Genomic DNA, 22,919 nt, shown 5'->3' with positions numbered 1-22,919 from the left:
CTACAGAATAAAGAATAGAACAACAATTTTTGAAAGAGAAAGTGTTCAAAATTAATTAGCAAAAAGTGTTCAAAACTACTTGACGGTTACACTCCTTTACTTTTTATTAGAATAATGTTAAAATAAGGATTTTTTATCAAGAAATTATGAACATATTTTTAACTTTCATTTTTATTGAGTAGCTAATTTTAATGTCGCTAAATTTTCTCGCATTACAGAAAAGTAATCATCTCCTTTTTTTATTTCTTTATTTGTTAGACCTTCAATGGGATTTAATGTTAAAGATTTTGCCCCAATAGTATCTTTAACTGTTTCTGCTACTTTTGGACTTACTAAAGTTTCAAATAATATATAATTTATTTGCCTTTCATTAGCAAAACTTATTAATTCTTTAAGCTTTTTAGGAGATGGCTCATCGGATGGAGAAATTCCTGTAATCGCTATTTGTTCCAATCCATATCTATTAGTCAAATAACCAAATGCATTGTGCGAAACTATTACTTCTTTTCGAATAGGATTAGATAATGCTTCAGTATATTCTGAATTTAATTCATCAAAGTTAACAGCAATTTTGTTAAAGTTCTCTTCATAAACAACTTTTCCATCTGGGTCCAGTTTAATTAGCTCTTCCTTAATAACTTCAGCTATTTGCTTAGCTCGTATAGGATCTAGCCAAAAATGGGGATCGTATGTTTTATCTTCCTGGTCTTCTTTATCATTTGGTTCCGTACTCTCACCAGTTTCTCTTAAAGTCAATAAATCAACATATTCACTAGAATTAATAATCTTTTTATCTTTCGTATCAATACTTTTTATCGTATCTGTTACCCAACTTTCATACCCAGCACCATTGTATATAAATAAATCAACTTCATTTAGATTTGCCAAATCTTTTGGTGATGGTTCATAATCATGTGGCTCAATACCCGGTTGCACAAGATTTATAACTTTAGCTCGGTCCCCTGCTATCTTAGTTGTAAAATCATATAAAGGGTAAAAGCTGGTCATTATTTTTAAACTTTCATCAGCAGTTTTTTCATTTGTGTTTTGGTTGTTATTACAAGCAGCCAAAAAAATAACCGATACAACAAACAAGATAAAAATTTTACTTTTAAACATGGTTTCTCCTCCAAGATTCAATCTTTAAAGTAAGTAATTCTAAAAAAAACATTAACCTAATTAACACTTCTTTAATCAAGTTAATGTTTAAAATAATTTAATTGTATGATTTGATTGATGATTTATATTGAAATATAATCGAGTGGGTTAACAGCATTCGATTTGGATGCATTCCACTGACCTTTATGAAGTTCAAAATGCAAATGCTGACCAAAAGATTGTCCAGTGTTCCCCATAATTCCTACTTGTTGCCCTTTGGAAACAGATTCCCCTGTCTTAACTACTCTACTATCCATGTGCGCATAAACAGTTGTATACACCTGACCATTAATTGAGTGAGAGATAAAGACTACATTACCGTAACTTGTGGAATAATAAGATCTACTAACAACCCCATCAGCAGCAGCAACAATTGGCACATCAGCACTGTTAGCAATATCTATACCAGCATGAAACTTGTTCCATCTTTCACCAAGGGTGGATGTTAATCGTCCTTGAGCTGGAGTTGTCCATACCCCTTTGGTCTTTTTAGAAACATTTGTGTTCGCTTTAATACTACTAGAAGTACTTTTTGCTTCATTTTCTTTTTTAGTAGCTACTTGAGTTTTCTTCTCAGATTCTATTTTTATAGCTTTTTCGATAGCTTCCTTTTGAGAATCAAGTAATGAATTTTGTTCTTCTAAACTTAGTTTTTCATTTTCTAAATCTTCTTCTTTGTCCTTTAGAGATTGCATAATATCATCTTTATTTTTCTTTTGTATATCTAATTCGCTTTTTAGTTTCTTTTGAGACTCGCCATAATTTTCAAGTTTCACTAACAGATCTTTTGCTTCATTTTCCTTATCTTCTAACACTTTTTTATCATCCATATGTTGTTGGATTAAATCCTGATCTGCAGTAATTATTGTTGTTACCGCACCCGCTCTATCTAAAAAATCACTAAAACTCTGTGAGCCTATTAAAACATCCAAATAGTTAATAGTCCCAATCTCTTGATAAGATCGAGCCCTTTCTTTTAACAACTCTTCGCGTTGTTTTATTCGTTCCTTAAGAGTTTTTATTTCTTCATTTAATTTTTGAATTTTTATATTTGCATTTTTTATATTTTCATCATTTTCGCGTATTTTACTATTCGTTTCTGTTATTAACATATCTAAACGTTTAATCTCATCATTTATTTTATCTTGTTCTGTTTTTATGTTATCAAGCTCTTCCACTGCTTGTTCTAAACCATCTTGGACTTTACTACGATTTTCTAGTATATTGAGTTTTTTATTTTGTAAATCTTCCTCAGAAGATGCTAATGCAATAGAAGTTGTATTAGTTAATGCTAATGAGGCTGCAATTCCGAACGTTATAACAGATGTCTTAATCAATAATTTACTCATTCGAATGTCCTTTCTTTATCAATCTCTAATAACAAGCAAAATTATAACATCACTTTTTGTCGAATTTGGAGATGAAAAATATTACAATTATATTTCACTGTAATATTCTGATAAAATTCAAGGAGTAATTTACCACTAAGAAGTTCATAATAAAACTTTATTCACTAATATAAACGTTTGGTGAATCACACATTTAACTCCCTGCATAATTTCTTCATATAATTGGAGTATTATAAAAAATATAAAATAAATTCAGGTGACCTAATGAAAAAACTTTCCATAAAACTAGGGATTCTATTTTTCATAATCATTTTTGGCTTAGAAGCATTTATGTTTTCTTATCTTCATAGCTCTTTAGTTAATGTGAGAATTGAGGAAGAGCTATCCGCTTTACAAGCAAGGGGTAATTCTCATAGAGATATTCTAGAGAAACATTTTGAAGAAGATTCCATTAGTCACGTTATTTTAATGGAATCAGAAGCTTTAACTGATGTAGTAATTGTTAATCAAAAAGGTGATATTTTGGGAACATCTTTTGACAATAATAATTACAAAAAATATTTAATTCAGCAAAAAAAGGAACTAAAGAGTGAAGGGAAAGTTGTTGAAGATGACTGGAAAAATAAACCTTACATTATTACTTTAAGTCCGATAATGCAAAAAAATGAAACTATAGGATATGTCTATATGTACCAAGAGACAGCATCCATACACACTTTAATTGGAAGGTTAAATGAACATTTTGTTCTTGCTGGTATAATTGCGCTTCTTTTAACTTTCGTTGTGATTGTACTGCTTACTAGAGCATTGACTAAACCACTCGTAAAGATGAGGGAAGCGACTTATCAAATAAGTAAAGGAAATTTTTTAGTTGATCTTCCTAGGACAAGTAATGATGAGTTAGGTGAACTAGCAGTTTCCATAAAAGAATTAGCTAGAGACTTAAATTTCTTAAAGAAAGAAAGAAATGATTTTTTAGCAAGCATTTCCCATGAACTTAGAACACCGTTGACTTATATAAAGGGTTACGCAGATATTTCCCTAAGAAAAAATATTGAAGAAGAAGAAAAAGAAAAGTACTTACAAATTATTGTAGAAGAATCAAATAGACTTTCTTCTTTAATAGAGGACTTATTTGAGTTAGCCAAGATTGATAAAAATACATTTCTCATTCAGAAGCAACAAATAAATTTAAATGAACTTTTAGGAAAACTACAAATAAAAATGTTTCCCGCCTTTAAAGAAAAAGAAATTGATTTAACAATTTTTTGTCCTAAAACCACTTCTTTTTATGGAGACCCAGCAAGAATGGAACAAATTTTATTCAACTTATTGGATAATGCTATGAAGTATTCTCCAGTGAAGAGCAAAGTAGATGTTATGGTTAGATTCAGAAAAAAAGAAACGGAAATAACGATAAAGGATAATGGAAAAGGAATACCGGAGGAAGATCTACCTTATATTTTTAATCGTTTTTACCGTGTTGATAAATCAAGAACAAGATCACTAGGTGGATATGGGCTAGGATTATCGATTGTCCAAGAATTGGTCCAAGCACAAGAAGGAACAATAAGAGTGGAAAGTAAGCTTAATATCGGAACAACATTTATTCTAACATTTAAAAATCTTGGAGGAGAAATCAAATGAAAAGCATCTTAATTGTAGATGATGAACAGCAAATGCTTGATCTAATTGCTCTATATTTATCACCACTAGGCTATAATTGCAAAAAAATAAGTTCTGCGATGGATGCTTTACTTTATTTAGAATCGAACACCGTTGATCTTATATTATTAGATTTAATGATGCCTGATATGGATGGCTGGGAAGCATGTATAGAAATAAAAAAATACTGGGACACCCCAATAATAATGCTTACTGCAAGAACAGATAAAAAGGATGTTGTAAAAGGCTTAAATACAGGAGCAGATGACTATATATCCAAACCTTTTGATGGGGAGGAACTTGTTGCTAGAATAGAAGCAGTATTAAGAAGAAAGGGTAATAGGTTGGAATTAATACAGTTTGACGGTTTAACCTTAGATCAAGAGTCTTTTGAATTACACTATCAGATGAAGAATATACCTCTTACTCCTAAGGAATTTGCACTTATGAAGCTATTTCTCCAAAACCATAATAAGGTGTTCACAAGGGACCATCTTATACACTCCATATGGGGCCATGGCGTAGAAACAGAAGATAGAACTATAGATTCTCACATAAGAAACTTGCGTGATAAACTTAGGAAGGCTGGTTTTCCATCAGAGGAATATTTATTAACAGTTTGGGGCGTTGGATACAAGTGGATTGGAAAAGAATCTGATTGAGGGACCTTTTTATAGAGTATTTACCAGGAAACCCCTTAATTATAGCCACTGTTACTATAATTGCAAATATTATAATAGCAATTTTTGGAGTTCTTCCTAGTGCTTTTCTTACTACTATAAATATTATTTATTTTGATTTAAAATTAGCAATTATTATTTCAATAATTGGTGAATCATTAGGTGCTATAGTAAGTTTTATCTTATATCGTAAAGGATTAAATCGCTTTACTGCTAATTATAAGATAAGAAGTCACTTCTTAAAAAAGTTACAAAGCACAACTGAATCTAAAGCCGTAATACTTATAATCCTGTTAAGAATTCTTCCTTTTATTCCTTCAGGTGCCGTGACATTAACCGCAGCATTAAGTAGCATTAGAATTATCCCTTTTACTATAGCTAGTACAATAGGAAAAATCCCATCGCTTCTAATTGAAGTTTATTCCATTAATAAGGTATTCAGCATCAATTCATCTGGATGGAAAGAGACAATAATATATTGCTCACTAATCCTGTTATTAATATATATTTTAAAAGAGTTTAGAAAAAAAAGAGAATAAAGCAATAAGATGAAAAATGGAGATTAAGACACTTATCATAGAAAAAACAACAAAAATAGGCTTCCGAAAACAAGGAGCCTATTTTTGTATACTTTACATTATCCCACTTTTGTATGCCTTCCTTCTTCTATACCAGATTAATAGGACAGCGGAAATAAAGAATATCAAAGAAATTACTTGTGCAACACGTAAGTTAGTTGTAAGCATTAAGCTATCCGTTCTTAACCCTTCAATAAAAAATCTCCCAAAAGAATACCACATTATATAAACTAAAAATAGTTCTCCCTTTTTAAGGAAAACAATTCTTCTAGCAACAATTAATAAAGTAAAACCAAGAATATTCCATAAGGATTCATACAAAAAAGTGGGATGATAGTACGTACCGTCAATATACATTTGATTAATAATAATATCCGGCAAATTTAAATTCTCCAGAAAATCTCTAGTAACCTTGCCGCCGTGAGCTTCCTGGTTCATAAAGTTCCCCCAACGCCCTATTGCCTGACCTAGTATAAGACTAGGTGCAGCAATGTCAGCCAATTGCCAAAAGGATAAACCTTTCTTTTTAGCAAAAAACCAAGCAGTTAATGCCCCTCCAATAATAGCTCCATGTATGGCAATACCACCTTCCCAAATTGCAATGATATCCCCTGGATTTTCCGAGTAATATTCCCATTTAAATAAAACATAATAAAGTCGGGCACTAAGAATGGAAATCGGTATAGCCCATAATAAAAGATCCGAAAAAGTATCTTTAGGAAGACCTTGTCTTTTAGATTCTTTTGTAGCAAGAATCCAACCAAGAAGTAAACCAGCTCCAATAATAATTCCATACCAATAAACAGTGAAAGTTCCAATTTCAAAAGCGACTCTATTTAGCGGTTGAATATTTTCCACAAAGATTCACCTCGTTTAAATTTTTAGATTAGCCAAAATTTCAAATTTCCGATATTGCTTTTTTCCTTCTTATACAAAGAACATACGTAATGCTGATTGAAAATACACTTAACCAGAAAGTAAAATAGCCTATTTGCGGAATATAATTGTCTAGTACGCTGTATCTTGGCATCATTTTAAATAGGTAATCAATCACATCATTATGAAGAGTCCAAATTGCAGCAACTACTAGATGCCAACCTTTTATTTTATAGGAGTTTTTATATAATAAACCCTGGATTGCCATTGCTCCATGGGAAAAAATCAGCATGTAACTAGACCAATCTAAATAGCCTATTTCTATCAGAACTAATAAATTCATTACAACTGCCCATATTCCATATTTCAATAGTGTTACTATAGCTAGTGCCTCAAACAGAGGTAAGTTAGTTTTCAAAAATAAAGCAATTAATACAAAAACAAAAAATAAACTAGCTGTTGGGCTATCTGGAACAAAAATTAGATATTTATTAGGTGTAACTGATAGTTGGCCTCCATACCATAAAAATCCATATAATGTGCCTATAATATTAACTACTAACAGAATAAACAATGCCTTTCTATTTGTAAGTAATGAAGTAAAATTCAAATGATACACTTCCTTTCCAATAGGTTACTATCATTAATTAGCAGTAAAATGCGGCCTTTTAAAGGCCGCATTTTACCCTGTTTTATATCATTTATTCTGGCTGATTATTAGCATTTTCATCTGGAATAAAAGTAGGCTGAAATCCTTTATATTTAACCATTGTTACCATACCTGCAGAAGCATGATGTAAATCATGGCAATGGAATAGCCAATTCCCAGGGTTATCTGCTTTGAAAGCTATCTCATACTCATCTCCGGGTTCTAGATTTACAGTATCTTTAATAATTGATGCACCCTCAAGTTTTTTACCGTTTTTACTTAAAATTTGAAAAGATGTACCATGTAAATGCATAGGATGGTCTTCACCTTTAGAGTTATTCACAATCTTTACTTTTACAAGGTCACCTTCTTTAACCATAATATTTTCTGTATTAGGGAAAGCTTTTCCATTGATTGTGTAAGCCATATTATTATCTAATACTTCTGTATTTAAGTTCATTGTATATTCAACATCATACTTCTGATTTAGAGTGAACTCACCGTCTTTTGAAGAACCATAATTTGTGTATGTGAACTCTGGAAGTTCTATATCCTGATTCGGTTTGTCTGTAGATAAGGAACTACCTTCATATTGTAATTTCACTTTCATTCCAGCTGTTCCTTCCATATTTCCATGACACTCCAGATACCATTCTCCTGGGTTATCTGCTACAAACTCAATATCATACCGTTCACCTGGTGATATTGAGATTAACTGATCTTCTATTACTTCTGGGTTTTCTATTTCTTGCCCATCAACCGCAACTACATTAAATTTCTGACCATGCAAATGCATTTTGTGTGTCATATACCCAATATTAGCTAAACGGAGTCTTACCGTCTCACCCTCCTTCATTTTTAAAGGCTCAATACTCTCACCACTTTTCCCATTGATTGTAAAGATGTCATATTCGCTCATATCGTCCATCGTCATGCTTGCGCCATCATTACTCGTATCCATATCCATATCCATACCTTCCATTTCATCACTTTCACCCATGTCCATACCTTCCATATCGCTCATATCCATACCTTCCTCTGGATTACTCATCCATTCGTCGAGCATTAACGTATAATCACGATCGTATGTTTTTTCTTTGGGTTCAACAATTAAGGCACCATATAGACCTTTATCAAGTTGATTAACACCGTCTTGATGAGTGTGATACATATAAGTACCAGGAGTTTGAGGTGTAAACTCATAAGTAAATGTCTCACCAGGTTGTACAGCATTTTGAGTAACTCCAGGTATACCATCCATTTTATTTGGTAGAACAATACCGTGCCAATGTATAGTTACAGGGTCGGGAAGTTCATTTATCAAGTTGATTTTTACTTTTTCCCCTTGCTTTACACGAATTTGAGAACCTGGTACCGAACCATTAAAAGTCCAAGCATCTACACTAATATCTTTTGTTAATTGATGAGTTGCCTCTTTTGCGACAATGGTAAACTCATTCCCTTTTAAGATTTCTGTCTTAGTTGTTTCTTTTGAAGAAATCTTCTCAGCCTGATTTTCAACATCTGCTCGATTTATACTCTCGTTTTGTTTATTTGAGCATGCTGAAAGGATTAATAATAGGAATCCAATTAATGCTAGTATTTTTAATTTCATACTCTCTCCTTACTTTCATGAATTATGATATTAAAAATAATTGAAGATTTTATGCATTTTATATGAACAAAAGTTCATAAATTTTAGAAGTTATAGTCTAACAATAACTAGAATGTATAGGTAGAAATATAAAACAGCAACAAAAATACAACAGTAGTTGCCCCTAAATAAAACAAACAACCTGCAGATTATTTGCAGGTTGTTTTTATCCATTTATTTATCTAATAGGTCTCCATTTGCGAAGAAATAATGTATTTCCTACAACGGACACGGAGCTAAAAGCCATAGCACCACCGGCGAGTATTGGATTTAATAATCCAATGGCTGCAACGGGTATGAGGATGATATTATATGCAAATGCCCAAAACAAATTCTGGCGTATTTTTCTCATCGTTGATTTGGAAAGAAGAATTATATCGACTATTCCCATTAAATCCCCGCGCATTAGCGTAATGTCCGCTGCCTCCATTGCAACGTCTGTACCAGTTCCAATTGCAATGCCTACATCAGCAGCAGCAAGTGCCGGAGCATCATTAATTCCATCTCCAACCATCGCAACAACTTTTCCTTCTTTCTTTAGTTTTTCTACCTCGGCAGATTTATCTTCTGGCAGAACTTCTGCAAGCACTCGGTCTACACCAACCTGGTTGGCAATTGCTTCTGCTGTAAGTCGATTGTCCCCCGTAATCATTATGACTTCAATTCCTAATTTCTTTAAAGCCTTAATGGCATCCGAGGATGTTTCTTTAACAGTATCTGCTACAGCAATTATGGCTGCTAGACTGTCATCAATAGCCATAAGCATAGCAGTTTTTCCTTCACCTTCGAATTTTTCCATAGTATCAATAGAAGCATTAATATTTACATTATTTTGGGCCATAAGCTTTTTATTACCGATTAATATGTTTTGATTATTGATACTAACTTCAATCCCATGCCCTGGAATAGCATTAAAATTGTTAGCTTTTAATAAATCTATTCCTTTTTCTGTTGCACTGTTAACAATTGCCTCTCCAAGTGGATGTTCCGATCCTTTTTCAGCAGTTGCAGCAATTTGTAATATTTCATCTTTAGAAAGGTTACCGTAAGGAACAATATCTGTTACATCAGGTTCACCCTTAGTAATAGTACCGGTTTTATCTAATACTACAGTTGTTACTCGCTGTGAGTTTTGAAGGTGTTCAGCACCTTTTATAAGTAGTCCATTTTCAGCACCTTTACCAGTACCTACCATAACAGCAGTTGGCGTTGCTAATCCCAATGCACACGGACATGCAATAACAAGTACAGCAATTGTACTAACTAAAGCCGGGGTAAATCCAACAAGTGCGAATGTAATACCAAAAGTAGCTAGAGCTATCACAATGACAATAGGAACAAATACTGCTGAAATTTTATCTGCAACTTGCTGAATTGGAGCTTTGGATCCTTGAGCTTCTTCTACTAGCTTAACAATTTGAGAAAGGGCAGTATCTTTCCCAACTTTCGTTGCCTGGAATTTAAATGAACCATGTTTATTCATAGTAGCACCAATAACATTATCCCCAGCTTTTTTACCTACAGGCATACTTTCCCCTGTTAACATGGATTCATCAACTGTTGTATTTCCTTCTATAATTATTCCGTCAACTGGTATTTTTTCGCCTACCCGAACAAAAATAATATCTCCTGTTTGAACATCTTCTAGTGGTATATCTATTTCTACACCATTTCGAATAACTCTAGCCGTTTTTGCCTGTAAACCCATTAATTTTTTTATGGCTTCTGAGGTTTGACCTTTAGCCCTTATTTCAAGTAGCTTTCCTAATACAATTAGAGTCATAACTATAGCTGCTGCTTCAAAATAAAGATATTGCCCAGTTCCCATTATAGTAACAACTAAACTGTATAAATAGGCTGCAGACGTTCCTAGTACTACTAGGACAGCCATATTAGCACTACCTCCCCGAACTGAGTTATAAGCATCGCGGTAATAATGACCCCCAACATAAAATTGAACTACAGTGGCTAGTAAAAATTGAATCCAAGGATTTAAGTGAAAGAACCCTCCATTTCCGTACTCCATCATAAAATCAGATATCATCATGACTAAAAAAGGTATGGATAAAATGGCACCAACAATAAATTTTATTTTTTGCTTTCTATAAGCTTTTTCTCGAGTACTCTGTTCATAATCTCCTTCATTTTCACTAACAAATTTTGCATCATAGCCAGCTTTCCTTATCATATTAACTAATTGATCTACATTGGTACTTCCAGGGATATATTCAACACTAGCTTTCTCTGTAGCGAGGTTAACATTAGCATTTTTTACTCCATCTACCTTATTCAATACTTTCTCAATACGAGTAGCACATGCAGCGCATGTCATACCTATAATATTTAAATTTACTTTTTCTTGTTCAACCCCATACCCTGTCTTGTTAACTTTTTCAATTATCTCTTCAATTGATACTTGCGAAGGATTATAGGTCACTGCTGCCTTTTCAGTAGCAAGATTTACATTTGCTTTTTGAACACCTTGCACTTTTGATATGTTTTTTTCGATTCTAGTAGCACATGCAGCACATGTCATTCCAGAAATATTTAGTGAAACACTTTCATTATCATTAGTATTAGGTTTAGGTCGTGCTAATGAGCGATTATCTGTTTCCATTTTATACCCTCCTATAACTTTCGATTTACAGTTATACATTTTCTTAATGTTACACAAACTAGAGTTTATATTCTTATCTCAATTTGCCATAAAACATATATACCCCTAAGGGGTATATATGTTTTATAAAGAGAGGGCAACCGTTATTTTAAAACGTTCGCCCTTGTTGCATTATTGTACATCATAACCTTGATCATCAATTGTTTCCTTAATTTTATCTAATGTTAATACTTCTTTATCAAACTCTACAAGAACAGTTCCGGTACCAAGGTCAACTTTTACACTTGATACACCATTGAGCTTACCTACATTGCCTTCAATTGAGTTAACGCAATGATTACAAGACATACCTTTAACATTTAAAGTTACTTTTTCCATATTTATCTTCTCCTTTTACTTTTTCATTAATTTTTGTATTGTTATTAATACTTCATCTAATACTTCTAGGTCACCTTCTTGAATACGCTCAACAACACACTCTTTCAAATGGCCCTCAAGTAAAATTTTTGCAACACTATTCATAGCTGCTTGTGTCGCAGAAATTTGAGTTATAACATCATCACAATAAGTATCTTTCTCTATTAATCCTTTTATACCTCGTATTTGACCTTCAATCCGATTTAACCTGGTAATAAGATTTTGTTTAACCTTATTGGAGTGATGGCTTTTTCGCTCACTTGAAGTGGAACAATGAGTTTCCTCTAAAGATCCATCATTATCTAAAACGGATGCCATTAAATATTTCACCTCCACAAGCTCATTATAGTATACCCCCGTACCCTATGTAAAGCCTAAAGTTAAATTTTTTCTTTTTTCTTTTTTCTTCTCTGTTTACTAATTATTATGTTTAACAATCATGTATATTTGCTAAAAAAATTCAATCACATATGCAATATACAAAGCATTTAAGTGGATAATATATAAAAAAGTACGCTCTGAAAGCTGTTTAAAGCGTACCCTTTCATTAAATTTTATTATTAAACATTAGCATGTACATTTAATTTTGATGGCGAACAAATTTCCTTGTGATGGTATCCGATTAAGATATTACTAAAACCGTTTAAATTTTTTACATCCATGAAATTGACAAAAATTCTGTTATAGTCTGAATGTCTTACTTCCTCTTCATAAACCTGCACATCCTTGTTATTATTGGTAATCTCTATATTATCTGGAATATCAACCAGATTCCAATTATTATTTGTCTTATTATAGTCATTTATCAGAACTACTTCCTTTAATTTTTCTTCACTATTCACTGCTGTTTTTGTTTTTTCACTTAGAGTGGACATACATCCTGCTAAAATAATGATGATAAATGAAAGAAGTGTTGTTATTATTACCCTTTTAACTTTCATTCTCTTTACTCCATTCGCGTATTTTACTTGTTTAATATAGATTAAAACATTGAAGAAAGTGTGGAGTTTTATCTAACACAAAATAAAGTGTTTTACAGTAACCAACTGGCTACTAAAAGCTAATTATTTACTTCCTCTACTTCTCTATAATACTCACTAAACACCTCGGCAAATTTATCAACCGTGTTGAAAAGTTCCTGCTGCTTATTATCCACCCCTCCAAATTCTAAGAGGATAGAATTACTTGATAAATCTTGATTATATACCCCATTCCCTTCATCTTTACTTTTCACAAAGACTCCCCTACTAATTCCAGGAATATCATTTTCTAATCTTTCATTTAGATCTTTTGCCAATTTGAGATTTTGTTCATAGTTTTTATTTTCCTTTCCAACTACAAAGAATAATCTTGCATATTCAAGACCATCAAACTCTAATGTAGTAATCTTTCTTCCCTGTGAATCCCTATGTATATCAATAAGATAAACTAAAGAACTTTCCTTAGTAGTAGCTTCTTGGACGATTTCTCTTGTTAAACTATAGGATTGAGCATAACTCCAACCCTTTTTTTTAAGTTCTGCTGTTACATTGGTAGTACTATGTTCAGTTCCTATCCCTCTCTCTAATAATTCATTTTGCAATTGGGTACCCACTTGGATTACATTTTTCTTTTCGTTCAAACTAGACGCCTGATTTGGATCTGTAATACCTGAAAGTTGTGGTAAAAATGCTTCCCAACTATGAGTATGGTATATATATACAACATTTTTATTAGAAGCTTCGTTCTTTGGAGATTCTATTTTGTCTTCATTGGAACTGCTATTATTTTCATTTGTAAGAATATCCTCATTAGGAGGCGGAGACTCTATTGGTAGCGTTGCTAAATTAGTCCCTTTCCCTGCAATAGCTATCTCTGTATTAAATTGCGAAAATCCTACTAATTCTCTTCCTAAAAAAGTTCTTATATCTTCAGGCCAAATATTTGAAGTAAGCCAAACTACGCCGTTTAAAATAGATGGTTTTTTAATTTCTTTGTTAACATCTGATAATTGAAACTGTCCAATTTCAAATAAAGAAGAAAGAATATCTGCATCTAGTTGCTTAGTAGAAACAGAAACAATGTCTGATGAAAGTTTTATATCTGATTTCAGGAAATTTATTAGGAAAATACTAAAATACATGACAATAATAATAGCTAGTAGATAACCATTTAATATTCGTATCATAATTTGACCTCCCTATTTAGATAGTGTTATCTACATATTTATATGTAATAGTTTCATCAGTAGTCTGCATATTTTCTGCACATTCAAAAAGACAGGTATTTCAAAGAGACAGGTATTTTAAAGGTTGTATAAAAAATGGCTACTCATTATGGTAACCATTTTTAAAAGTTTCAATATTCTTCTGTTATAATAGGGCTTCCAATTGTTAAATTATAAGTGTCTTGGAGCTCTTTATTTGTCCTTATACCAAATTGAATGTTAAATTTGTTTTTTTTATTACTAGTTAAATAATCCTTCCACGACTTGTTATAGGCAGTAATTGAAACAAAATCATCTTCAACTAATTTTTCAATAGAGTTTCCCGTAAATTTTTTCAAAAGTAGCGTTGAAATATGTTTAATATTATCTTTCTTTCTTACTAAAGCCTTAACAGTAAAAAAGTAGTTTTCTTTCTCATCTAGTGATTTCAAAACATTTTGGTATTCCTCTTTATTCCAATCTCTGCTTTTATAACTATAAGTTTCTAAAATGTTATATTTATCATTTTCATTATATGCAGTTAAGGTAATTAACTGCTGGATATTCTGGTCTTTTAATGTACCAGTTAACTTAATATGATGATCTTTATCTTTCTCCACTTCCCAATTAAACTGTCGATATTTTTTCTTTAATTCAGATTCTCTTTGATAATATATATTTAATGAAGTATTACTCTTCTTTTCTTTTTTCGTGTAGATAGACCATTGAGAAATATCAGCATTAATTGATTGAAGATTAATTATGGTTTTTAATAATTTATCCTCTTTTCCAGATACCTTATAATTAAAATAAAAAAATAAAGAAATTAATAGGACAGAAGCAGTTATATAGATAATTGTTTTCTTCATAAAATATCCCCCTTTAGCTTCATAGTGTCCTCTATTAATTACTTTTATACCTTAATGTCTTTTAATCTATAAAATTAAAATCAAGTAAACCAGAATAATATAGAAAAGGTAATAGAGTCGCTCTATTACCTTTTCTATCAAAGACGTTCCTTGATCTGATCTATTCCAATTCGGTTAACAAATTTATAAAACTTTTCTCTTTTCTTTCCCTCATTAATATATAATTCTAATATTTCCTCAACCCTTCTATATAGTTCCTCTGGTGAAAGTTCCTTTATTAGTAATGTTCCTATTTCTGCATCTTTTCCAGTTGCTTTACCTCCTATATAGAGGGAGTAAGTATCTTTTATTTTCATTATTCCTATATCGTTTACTAATGGTTCACCACAACCAACAGGACAACCAGTATATGCAGCTTTTAAGGTAAATGGTACCTCTCTCCCTGCAATTATTCTGTTCAATTCCTGTGCTATAGGCATCCCTTCTTCCTCAGACCCTTTACAAAAATTACATGTACGTAAGCTTTTTACATAATTACCTACAGGATAACAACTTAATGTAACCGCTAAAATAAAGTGAACAGTTTTTGCTCACTTCCAATGAACACTTTTCGCCTAATAAATTCATTCCTGTAAACTGGGTTTATCAGTTTGTAGGAGGAGCAAAATGGAGGAAAAGTTAATGCTATATTTAGAGATTCACCAATTAACTAAACAAAGATTAAGAGTTTCTCAAATTGCTAAAAGATTAAAGATTTCCCGAACTACTGTGTATAAATATTTGGAAATGACTTTCGAAGAAGCTGTAAATGAATTTGATATAGGTGAACGAAAAAAGATATTGGATCCCTATCGGGATTGGATTGTCAATTGGCTGAAGGAATATCCCTCCCTCAGTGGAGCTCAGATTTTTGATTGGCTACAGGAAAGGTTTCCAAATATTAAAGTCGGAGAAAGCACCGTGCGACGCTATGTAAATGAAGTAAGAGAACTGTATCAAATCGAAAAGAAAGAAGAATCACGTGAATATGAGTCTGTCGATGAATTACCACCAGGAAAACAGCTGCAGGTGGATTGGGGACGATCTGTTCAAAAGGATATGTATGGTAAGGAAGTACGCCTCTATTTCATTGCGTTCGTACTAGCACATTCCCGACATAAATATATGTGGTGGCTCAACAGACCCTTCACCACCGAGGACACCATGCGCTGTCATGAACTAGCTTTTCAATATTATGGTGGTGTCCCTGAAGAAGTTGTATATGATCAGGACAATTTGATTGCGGTAAGTGAGAATGCAGGAGATCTAATCTTGACTAAAGGATTCCAAAAATATATTCAGCAAAGAAAGTTTCGAGTGTATCTATGTAGAAAGGCTGACCCTGAATCAAAAGGAAAAGTCGAGAATGTCGTAAAATACATAAAGAACAACTTTGCCAAGAACCGAGTGTATTCTACACTGGAAGATTGGAACAACCGTAGCCTAAAATGGCTTGAAAGAACCGGAAACTTCAAGGTGCATAATACAACTAAAAAGAGACCTTACGAAGTGTTTCTCCTGGAAAAGCAACACTTGCGAAAGATCTCTAATCCGCTTTCTTATGAAAGCAACTATACTGAAATTATAACAAGGAATGTCCGTAAGGACAATACGGTGCACTTCAAATCGAATCGATATTCTGTACCTGTGGGTACATATACTAGACAAGCAATAGTCCATATACACATCGCCGACTATGTACTGAAGATTTGTGACCCTTCCACAGGAGAAATTATTGCGGAGCATTCTATCTCTCAAGATAAAGGGAGACTAGTCAAGAATAGGAACCATTCTCGTGAGCGGTCCAAGTCGCTCGACTTATTAAGACAAGAACTGATCGCCCTTCTTGCCCATGAAAAAGCGACAAACTACATAGATAAAGTCAGCAAAGACTATGGACGTTATCGACGAGACCAATTCACACTGATTAAAAAAGTGGCTCAAGAAAACAAAGAATGGGTCCACTTAGCGCTTGAGAAGTGTATAGATGAAGGCCTGTACAGCGCCAATAGCTTTCGTGATGTCGTGGGATTTCTCAAGCAAACATCACTTGATCAGCAACATAGAATCATAGAGGAGAGCGACAAAATCCCAATAGATATAGAGGTTCAGACTAGAGGAATGGATCAATACCTCCAATTGATGGGAGGAAAATATGGTGAGTAAAAGTGTCATGGAAATCCAGCAATCTTTTCGACAGTTAAGGATGGTGGAAACTGCAGATGTTCTCACTGATTTCCTTCGCAAGGCGGAACAGAAATCTTGGACCTATCTCGAGTTATTGGAAGAATTAACGACGTTTGAACTTAAAAAGCGAGAAGAGAAAAGTATTGAAAAGCGATTAAACTGGGCACGATTCCCTTATCATAGACCGATTCATATGTTCCGAGTCGAGGAACAAGACGCAATTACAGAAAGGCAATTAAAGCAATTACGTGAATATGAGTGGCTTGAACAAAACTATAATCTCATACTACTTGGACCGCCAGGTGCAGGCAAGACGCTACTTTCCGTGGGACTTGGTATTGAAGCAATCCAGAAGGGATTTCAAGTATACTTCATAACAATGGGTGAGTTGATTCATTTACTTAAGACAGAGGAGTACGTAAACAAATCTAAGATCCAGTTGAAGCGCTTGCGCGCTTCTGATCTGGTCATAATTGATGACATCATGTATATGGCAATGGATCAACGAGAAGCTACCCTTTTCTTTCAATTAGTCCACCAACTATATGAGCAAAGTTCTTTAATTCTGACTTCTAATAGAAGCCCTGAAGAGTGGACAGAGTTTGTCGGAAATCAAGGAATGATGACTGCAATATTGGATCGATTATTGCATCGTGTCGAGGTTATTCATATGAATAATGAAAGTCATCGACTGAAGAATCAACAAAGGATTTTTACAGATTAAAAAGTGTTCAGCGCTAATGAGCAAAAAGTGTTCAAATGGGGTTGACGGTTACACTTAATCCACTCAGTCTAAATTCCTGCATAATTTCAGTAGCATTACTTTGGGGAATCTCCAAGTATATTTGTTGAAAGGTAGTTAATTCTACCTCTTGATCCTCATCTAAATATTTAGCCAAAAGTGCTAATTGTTTTGCATTTAATTTAGCTCCAAACTGGATACCACCGTTGACTGCAATTTTTATCTTTTCAACGCTCATTTTTCCAACTCCCACTTTATTATAAATGTAAAAAAGGCTACCAAAAGATAGCCTTTATTATTATTCTACTGGAGATAATTCACTTTCCGTAATCCATTGGTGGTTCGTTACTTTTTCTCCACCTGTGGTTGGAGTGTAATCTACCATATAAACCGTTGTTTTTTCTGCTGAATCGATTGTAGCCTTTGCCCCATTCATGCCTTCCATATGGTCTGCGTTGACTATAACTTCTGTACCTGGCTCAATTGCCTCATCTCCAGCGTCTTCAATTTCCTCTTGAATTACCCATTTATGATTTGTTACTTTTTCTCCACCAGTGGTTGGAGTATATGAAATTGTGTAAACGATTGTATCGTAAGCACCTACGATTGTGGCTTCTGCTCCATCCATACCTTCCATATGGTCTGCATTGATTATTGCATTGCTTCCAACCTCATATTTAGGATTTTCAGCGACTTTTAGACCTTCAGGAACTTCTCCTGAACCAGACATGTCCATCCCTTCCATATCATGAGAAGACATATCCATTCCCTCTTCACTTGTGTTTGAGCTATTGTCGTTGTTATTGTTTGAACAAGCTGCTAATAATAAGACCAATAGCGTTAAGATTAGGCTGCTTTTCATGAAAGTTTTTTTCTTCATTAGAATTCTCCTTTTTTTCTTGTTCAACAATTAGATGTTCCTCATAAAAAGTTGAAAAATATTTAGTGGTATATTGACTGTTTCTGCTCCTTCCTATTTTATTTTTCCCTATTTTACAAAGAAAAAATGCAAAAATTATGCAGAAATTTAATATATCTTAAATCAGGAACATTCTTATAATACTAAATAAGAGTAATAATGGAACGACTGAAAAAATAAAAGCCCAAATTCCTTGTGTATCTTCTTTCCTTTGTAGCTTTGTATATTTCTTAAAGGAGATTTCTCCTTTTGCAAATTTTATTCCATTTTGATTTGGCTTTATTACGTATTTTTGATCGTAGTTATCTTTCAAGACAACATTGGTAATAAGGGACTTTTCATCCCAATTAGAATCCAGGAAGACATCTATGTTGTTATTTGAGTAGATTACTCGGTCAAATTTATATAAGGAACTTTCTTTTATCGTTTTACTTACTTTATAAGCCTGTTCTTCAACAAAATTGTTTGTTAAACACATATTTGAACCACACCTCTTAGTTAAATAGGTTTTTTGGAATTGTTTAAAAGACTTTTTCGCCACATAATGTTACATATATTATATGTTTATCAATGTCCCATTTACACTATGGAAACTAAAATAGGTGCAGTTTCATGAAAAACTTTAGCCTTTAATCCTAAGAATTACCGAAAACATATGTGTTAATCATTTGAGGATTCAATCAAAGAGTCTAAATTTTTATTTATAAAGGAGTTATATTATGACTTTTACTTTACTTAAAGCAATCGATGAATATAAAAATGACCCAGAATCTGTTTACCAAACCTGGTTTATAAATAACAACGATAGGCTAAAGGCATTTCGTACAATAAAAAATGCTATAAAAGTAGTTATTAAAGAAATAGAGAATAACACATTTCCTTGTGATTTTAAGGGTTCATCCCTTGAGGTAGCTATTTCAGCAATTGCGGAACAAAAGCAAATCTTTGAGGGCGCAGCTCATGCTTTTTATTGGAAGCCGAAGTTAAGAATACCTGATATTTATGAAAATGAAGATAATAAAAAAGCCTTTGGTCAATTTTTAAAGGAAACCTTGCTCTATAATCAAGAAAAACAATTAATCTATAATATTAGGAAACTTCAAGAAAAAAAATATAAAAGGACTAGGTCCTGCAGTAGGTAATATTTTATATTTTCTTCATCCTACTATTTTTCCACCTTTCAACACTAGCATTGTTAAAGGTTTTAATATGATATTCAAACAAAAAATTAAATTAGGATCATGGGAAGATTATTTAACGATGCGGGAAATTATGATGGAGTATAATAGTAACCATAACCTAGTCCTATCAAAAGATTTAGGTGCACTAGCAGGATTACTATATGAGATAGGTTCTGGCAGACAAGTTATTCAAGAAAATCATACTCTACTATTACAGGAAATTGATAAAGTTAATAAAAAGCTAAAAAAAAGACATGAAGAAATTCAAAAGGAATTAGCCGAAGAGAATGAACATACAGAAATGCAATATTATTTAGCTAAAATAGGGACGACTCTTGGTTATAATGTGTGGATAGCAAAAAATGACCATAAAAGAGAATGGAAAGGATATAAATTAGGGAACTTTTCTATTCCCCATTTAAACTTAGAAACAATTTCAAGTGCTGTTAGTGAAACGATTTCTTTTATAGATGTTCTATGGCTTAATGGTGAAAATAAAGTTATAGGTGCATTTGAAGTAGAAAAGTCCACGTCTATATACTCTGGAATTTTACGCCTACTGGATTTGGCTATGTCCTTTAACAATGATAAGTCCAGATTTTATTTAATTGCTCCAAATAAAAGAAAAAATGAAATTAAAGCACAATTATTAAGACCCTCCTTCCAACATGACAGTATGTGTAAAATTTCTTATATCCTATTCTCAGATTTAAGAGAAGACTGTGAAGCTATGTGTAAGTTTGGAGTTAATATTTCTGTATTCGATAAAATATCAAACTAAATCATAATCCTATAAGTTATATATACTTGTATATATAACTTATAGGATTTTTTACATTTTATTAAGAAACCATTTTTCTACAGATTTCTGCACATTTAAAGCAAGATTCTGCGCATTGGAGACAATGTTCATGATGACTGTGCTTTTTACATTCTTCCCCACACTTTTCACAGATATCCGCACATAACAAACATATTTCCTTTACTAATGGGCTATTAGACTGCATTGCTTTTGCGGCTAAACTACAGATATCCGCACACTCTCGATCTAATCTAATACAACGAGCCATCATTTTAATATCTTCTTCATTTAAACAAGCATCAAAACAAGAATTACATGCTTTCATACATTCCAAACACGCTTTAATACATTCTTCGTAGTTCGTATTCATTCTTTTCCCTCCTATTAATTTATACAAGAATATTATTCCCATGGATTTCATAAATAAACTGCATAAAAAGTGCAAACTTTTTATGCTTAATCTGCAAAAATTCTACATACTTCACTTATATAATCCTATTTAAAACCTAATTCAAGTTAGAATAGGAGAGTTTTAATGAATAACATTTTGTTAATTGGAGCAAGTGTTGAAGAAAAGTGGAATACTCTATTAACAAGAAATGGATATAATTGTATCGGACCGATAAATATTGAAGAAATTCCAAATTACATTTATTCTCCATTAATTGATATTGTTTTAATATATGATGAACATTTATCCATAACAGTGGAATCAATCTGTATAAGTATTAATAAAATTTCTCCTGCTTTTATCATGGTAATAAGTAACAATATAAATTATTCACTTGTTAATATTTTAAAAAGTGGGGCAGACGTTTGTTTATTTGAACCAATATATGAGGACGAGCTAATTGCCAGAATCAACTCATTATTGAGGCATAAGAATAAATTAAGAAATGATATATTTACTTACAATAACTTAGAATTAAATATAAAAAAACGGAAAGTACATTACAGAGAGAAAATAATTCCACTAAGTCAAATAGAGATAAAGATTTTAGAAATGCTGATAAAAAATGATAACAAAGTTTTGTCCACTGATTTTTTAATAGATAATATTTGGGAAGATCACAAAATAAGTACTCAAACGCTCCGATCTTATATTCGTAATATTAGAGATAAAATTAGAGATGCTGGTTTCCCTGTAGATAAGTATTTAATTACTGTTTGGGGAATGGGTTATATATGGAAGTTTGATTAATAATTTCTCAATATATCCTTTTAATTGAACAGGAAAATAAATTCGTGTGTCTTGACATTATATATAAATAGCAGATATGATTATTCTAACAGAACCCACCACGCCTCTTAACGTATGTTAACGCGAACCAAGGTGGGTCATTTTATTTAAAGGAGAAATTTAATTTGAATACTGAAATTAATAGACCTCAAATTAAGTAACCTACTACATATAAAGAACAAATTGAATTGTTTAAAAAGAGAAATTTGCACATAGACGATTCTGAAAATACCGAAAATATACTACAAAGAATAAATTATTATAGATTAACTGCTTACTGACACACTTTTAAAGATCCACATAATAAGGAACAATATCTAAAGGATTCAACAACTAGTAAAATGTACTCATTATATGAATTTGATAGAAAGTATGGGAGTTTTGGAATCCATTGAGATTGCATTTAGAACGCATATCTCTTATGAGATTGGTCACAAATTTGGCTTTCTTAGATACAAACATAAAGATAATTTCATTAATGAAAAGTTCTATCAAGATTAGATGAACTAAATTCACTAACTATAAAAAGTCGAAAAGTCGAATTATTTATTGAGCATCATTATAGGAAATATGATGATAACCTTCCTATTTGGGTGGCTTTAGAAATCACCTCATTTGGTTTTCTGTCAAAATTTTATAGAAATCTAAATGAAGATCTAATAAAACATTTCGCAAAGATTTATTATAAGGTCCCATACCTTTACTTAGATAGCTGGTTACAAACATTATCAAATGTCAGAATTGTTTGTGCTTATTATGGACGATTATACAATAAAAAATTATCCTTTAACCCCCTACTGTTTCGAGAAGATATAAAGACAATAGATAACCTTTTTATTTTTGCTGCGATATATATCACACAAAGATTGTTAACGGAACCAGATTTATTACAGATCTAGATGCACTTGTATCTGATTATGAAGAAAATTTAGGTTTTTATGGCATTGGTTTTCTGCCAGAATGGAAAAATAATTTAATAAAAGTGAATACTAAAAAAAAAGCGATTTCTTCAATATTATTCGGTGGACTAACCTAAAATAGTGAGACAATATAAAACACCTCCAAAATGGCAATACTTGAGATAAGTATTGTGACATTATTCGGAGGTGTTT

24 protein-coding genes and 1 pseudogene are annotated in these 22,919 nt (G+C 32.3%); 9 read left to right on the top strand and 16 right to left on the bottom strand.

Features of this window, described 5'->3' with window-relative positions:
* Positions 1-171: 171 nt before the first annotated feature.
* Complete coding sequence (locus tag ACTNDN_RS21760) at positions 172-1,119, bottom strand: metal ABC transporter solute-binding protein, Zn/Mn family (protein WP_016204431.1); 948 nt, start codon at positions 1,117-1,119, stop codon at positions 172-174.
* A gap of 122 nt (positions 1,120-1,241) precedes the next feature.
* Entirely contained in the window at positions 1,242-2,507 is a 1,266-nt protein-coding gene (locus ACTNDN_RS21755) for a murein hydrolase activator EnvC family protein (RefSeq protein ID WP_235252548.1), read from the bottom strand.
* 264 nt (positions 2,508-2,771) lie between these two features.
* Here ACTNDN_RS21755 and ACTNDN_RS21750 point away from each other — a divergent pair, with 264 nt between their 5' ends.
* The 3 genes from ACTNDN_RS21750 to ACTNDN_RS21740 are packed head-to-tail and all read left to right on the top strand — an operon-like array spanning position 2,772 to position 5,391.
* Positions 2,772-4,154, top strand: coding sequence for a HAMP domain-containing sensor histidine kinase (locus ACTNDN_RS21750; RefSeq protein ID WP_016204433.1), 1,383 nt, complete (start codon positions 2,772-2,774; stop codon positions 4,152-4,154).
* Entirely contained in the window at positions 4,151-4,834 is a 684-nt protein-coding gene (locus tag ACTNDN_RS21745; protein WP_016204434.1) for a response regulator transcription factor, read from the top strand. The genes ACTNDN_RS21750 and ACTNDN_RS21745 overlap by 4 nt, the downstream gene beginning before the upstream one ends.
* Positions 4,831-5,391, top strand: coding sequence for a TVP38/TMEM64 family protein (locus ACTNDN_RS21740; protein WP_441132235.1), 561 nt, complete (start codon positions 4,831-4,833; stop codon positions 5,389-5,391). Before ACTNDN_RS21745 ends, ACTNDN_RS21740 begins: the two co-directional genes overlap by 4 nt.
* Before the next feature lie 93 nt (positions 5,392-5,484).
* Here the strand turns inward: ACTNDN_RS21740 and lgt are convergent, their stop codons facing one another.
* The 10 genes and pseudogenes from lgt to ACTNDN_RS21690 form a co-directional block, all read right to left on the bottom strand.
* Positions 5,485-6,288: a prolipoprotein diacylglyceryl transferase gene (lgt, locus tag ACTNDN_RS21735; protein ID WP_016204436.1), complete on the bottom strand. Its 804-nt coding sequence runs from the start codon at positions 6,286-6,288 to the stop codon at positions 5,485-5,487.
* A gap of 40 nt (positions 6,289-6,328) precedes the next feature.
* Entirely contained in the window at positions 6,329-6,916 is a 588-nt protein-coding gene (locus ACTNDN_RS21730) for a DUF1405 domain-containing protein (protein WP_016204437.1), read from the bottom strand.
* A 91-nt stretch (positions 6,917-7,007) separates the two neighbouring features.
* The gene (locus ACTNDN_RS21725; RefSeq protein WP_441132233.1) at positions 7,008-8,570 is read right to left on the bottom strand and encodes a multicopper oxidase family protein; all 1,563 of its coding nucleotides are present in this window, start codon (positions 8,568-8,570) and stop codon (positions 7,008-7,010) included.
* 217 nt (positions 8,571-8,787) lie between these two features.
* Entirely contained in the window at positions 8,788-11,226 is a 2,439-nt protein-coding gene (locus ACTNDN_RS21720) for a heavy metal translocating P-type ATPase (RefSeq protein WP_441132231.1), read from the bottom strand.
* Positions 11,227-11,397: 171 nt separating this feature from the next.
* Positions 11,398-11,604 carry a copper chaperone CopZ gene (gene copZ, locus ACTNDN_RS21715; protein WP_441132230.1) on the bottom strand — a complete coding sequence of 69 codons (207 nt, stop codon included), beginning with the start codon at positions 11,602-11,604 and terminating at the stop codon, positions 11,398-11,400.
* Positions 11,605-11,619: 15 nt separating this feature from the next.
* A complete protein-coding gene (locus tag ACTNDN_RS21710; protein ID WP_441132229.1) occupies positions 11,620-11,961 on the bottom strand; it encodes a metal-sensitive transcriptional regulator in 342 nt (113 codons plus the stop codon).
* A gap of 242 nt (positions 11,962-12,203) precedes the next feature.
* On the bottom strand, positions 12,204-12,584 hold the full coding sequence (locus tag ACTNDN_RS21705) for a hypothetical protein (RefSeq protein WP_031539946.1): 381 nt from the start codon (positions 12,582-12,584) through the stop codon (positions 12,204-12,206).
* Between the two features lie 119 nt (positions 12,585-12,703).
* Positions 12,704-13,810 (bottom strand): stage II sporulation protein P, encoded by a 1,107-nt coding sequence (gene spoIIP / locus ACTNDN_RS21700; protein ID WP_441132227.1) that lies wholly within the window; start codon positions 13,808-13,810, stop codon positions 12,704-12,706.
* 170 nt (positions 13,811-13,980) lie between these two features.
* On the bottom strand, positions 13,981-14,697 hold the full coding sequence (locus ACTNDN_RS21695; RefSeq protein ID WP_031539948.1) for a YwmB family TATA-box binding protein: 717 nt from the start codon (positions 14,695-14,697) through the stop codon (positions 13,981-13,983).
* A gap of 137 nt (positions 14,698-14,834) precedes the next feature.
* A pseudogene (locus tag ACTNDN_RS21690) lies at positions 14,835-15,260 on the bottom strand (nitrite reductase); the annotation flags it as partial.
* Positions 15,261-15,363: 103 nt separating this feature from the next.
* Between ACTNDN_RS21690 and istA the strand changes: the two are divergent.
* Positions 15,364-16,902 (top strand): IS21 family transposase, encoded by a 1,539-nt coding sequence (istA, locus tag ACTNDN_RS21685; protein ID WP_441132226.1) that lies wholly within the window; start codon positions 15,364-15,366, stop codon positions 16,900-16,902.
* The gene (gene istB, locus ACTNDN_RS21680) at positions 16,895-17,647 is read left to right on the top strand and encodes an IS21-like element helper ATPase IstB (RefSeq protein WP_441132224.1); all 753 of its coding nucleotides are present in this window, start codon (positions 16,895-16,897) and stop codon (positions 17,645-17,647) included. Before istA ends, istB begins: the two co-directional genes overlap by 8 nt.
* 31 nt (positions 17,648-17,678) lie before the next feature.
* Here the strand turns inward: istB and ACTNDN_RS21675 are convergent, their stop codons facing one another.
* The 3 genes from ACTNDN_RS21675 to ACTNDN_RS21665 all read right to left on the bottom strand — a co-directional run bounded on the left by ACTNDN_RS21675 (position 17,679) and on the right by ACTNDN_RS21665 (position 19,062).
* On the bottom strand, positions 17,679-17,903 hold the full coding sequence (locus tag ACTNDN_RS21675; RefSeq protein ID WP_441132222.1) for a hypothetical protein: 225 nt from the start codon (positions 17,901-17,903) through the stop codon (positions 17,679-17,681).
* A 60-nt stretch (positions 17,904-17,963) separates the two neighbouring features.
* Positions 17,964-18,545 (bottom strand): YdhK family protein, encoded by a 582-nt coding sequence (locus ACTNDN_RS21670; RefSeq protein ID WP_441132220.1) that lies wholly within the window; start codon positions 18,543-18,545, stop codon positions 17,964-17,966.
* Positions 18,546-18,702: 157 nt separating this feature from the next.
* Positions 18,703-19,062 (bottom strand): hypothetical protein, encoded by a 360-nt coding sequence (locus ACTNDN_RS21665; protein ID WP_441132218.1) that lies wholly within the window; start codon positions 19,060-19,062, stop codon positions 18,703-18,705.
* 241 nt (positions 19,063-19,303) lie between these two features.
* Between ACTNDN_RS21665 and ACTNDN_RS21660 the strand changes: the two genes are divergently transcribed.
* On the top strand, positions 19,304-19,726 hold the full coding sequence (locus tag ACTNDN_RS21660; RefSeq protein ID WP_441132217.1) for a hypothetical protein: 423 nt from the start codon (positions 19,304-19,306) through the stop codon (positions 19,724-19,726).
* 67 nt (positions 19,727-19,793) lie between these two features.
* Positions 19,794-20,546, top strand: coding sequence for a hypothetical protein (locus ACTNDN_RS21655; protein ID WP_441132216.1), 753 nt, complete (start codon positions 19,794-19,796; stop codon positions 20,544-20,546).
* A gap of 61 nt (positions 20,547-20,607) precedes the next feature.
* Here the strand turns inward: ACTNDN_RS21655 and ACTNDN_RS21650 are convergent, their stop codons facing one another.
* On the bottom strand, positions 20,608-20,937 hold the full coding sequence (locus ACTNDN_RS21650) for a four-helix bundle copper-binding protein (RefSeq protein WP_441132214.1): 330 nt from the start codon (positions 20,935-20,937) through the stop codon (positions 20,608-20,610).
* A gap of 165 nt (positions 20,938-21,102) precedes the next feature.
* On the opposite strand from ACTNDN_RS21650, the gene ACTNDN_RS21645 reads away from it, so the two are divergent.
* Together ACTNDN_RS21645 and ACTNDN_RS21640 are read left to right on the top strand one after the other, a co-directional pair.
* Complete coding sequence (locus ACTNDN_RS21645) at positions 21,103-21,768, top strand: winged helix-turn-helix transcriptional regulator (RefSeq protein ID WP_031539953.1); 666 nt, start codon at positions 21,103-21,105, stop codon at positions 21,766-21,768.
* A 560-nt stretch (positions 21,769-22,328) separates the two neighbouring features.
* On the top strand, positions 22,329-22,706 hold the full coding sequence (locus ACTNDN_RS21640; protein ID WP_441132237.1) for an Abi family protein: 378 nt from the start codon (positions 22,329-22,331) through the stop codon (positions 22,704-22,706).
* Positions 22,707-22,919 lie beyond the last annotated feature (213 nt).

Source organism: Niallia sp. HCP3S3_B10 (assembly GCF_052064465.1).
GTDB classification, from domain to species: domain Bacteria; phylum Bacillota; class Bacilli; order Bacillales; family Cytobacillaceae; genus Niallia; species Niallia hominis.
Note: the sequence above shows the minus strand (reverse complement) of the source record. Positions and strands in the feature narration are given on the sequence as shown.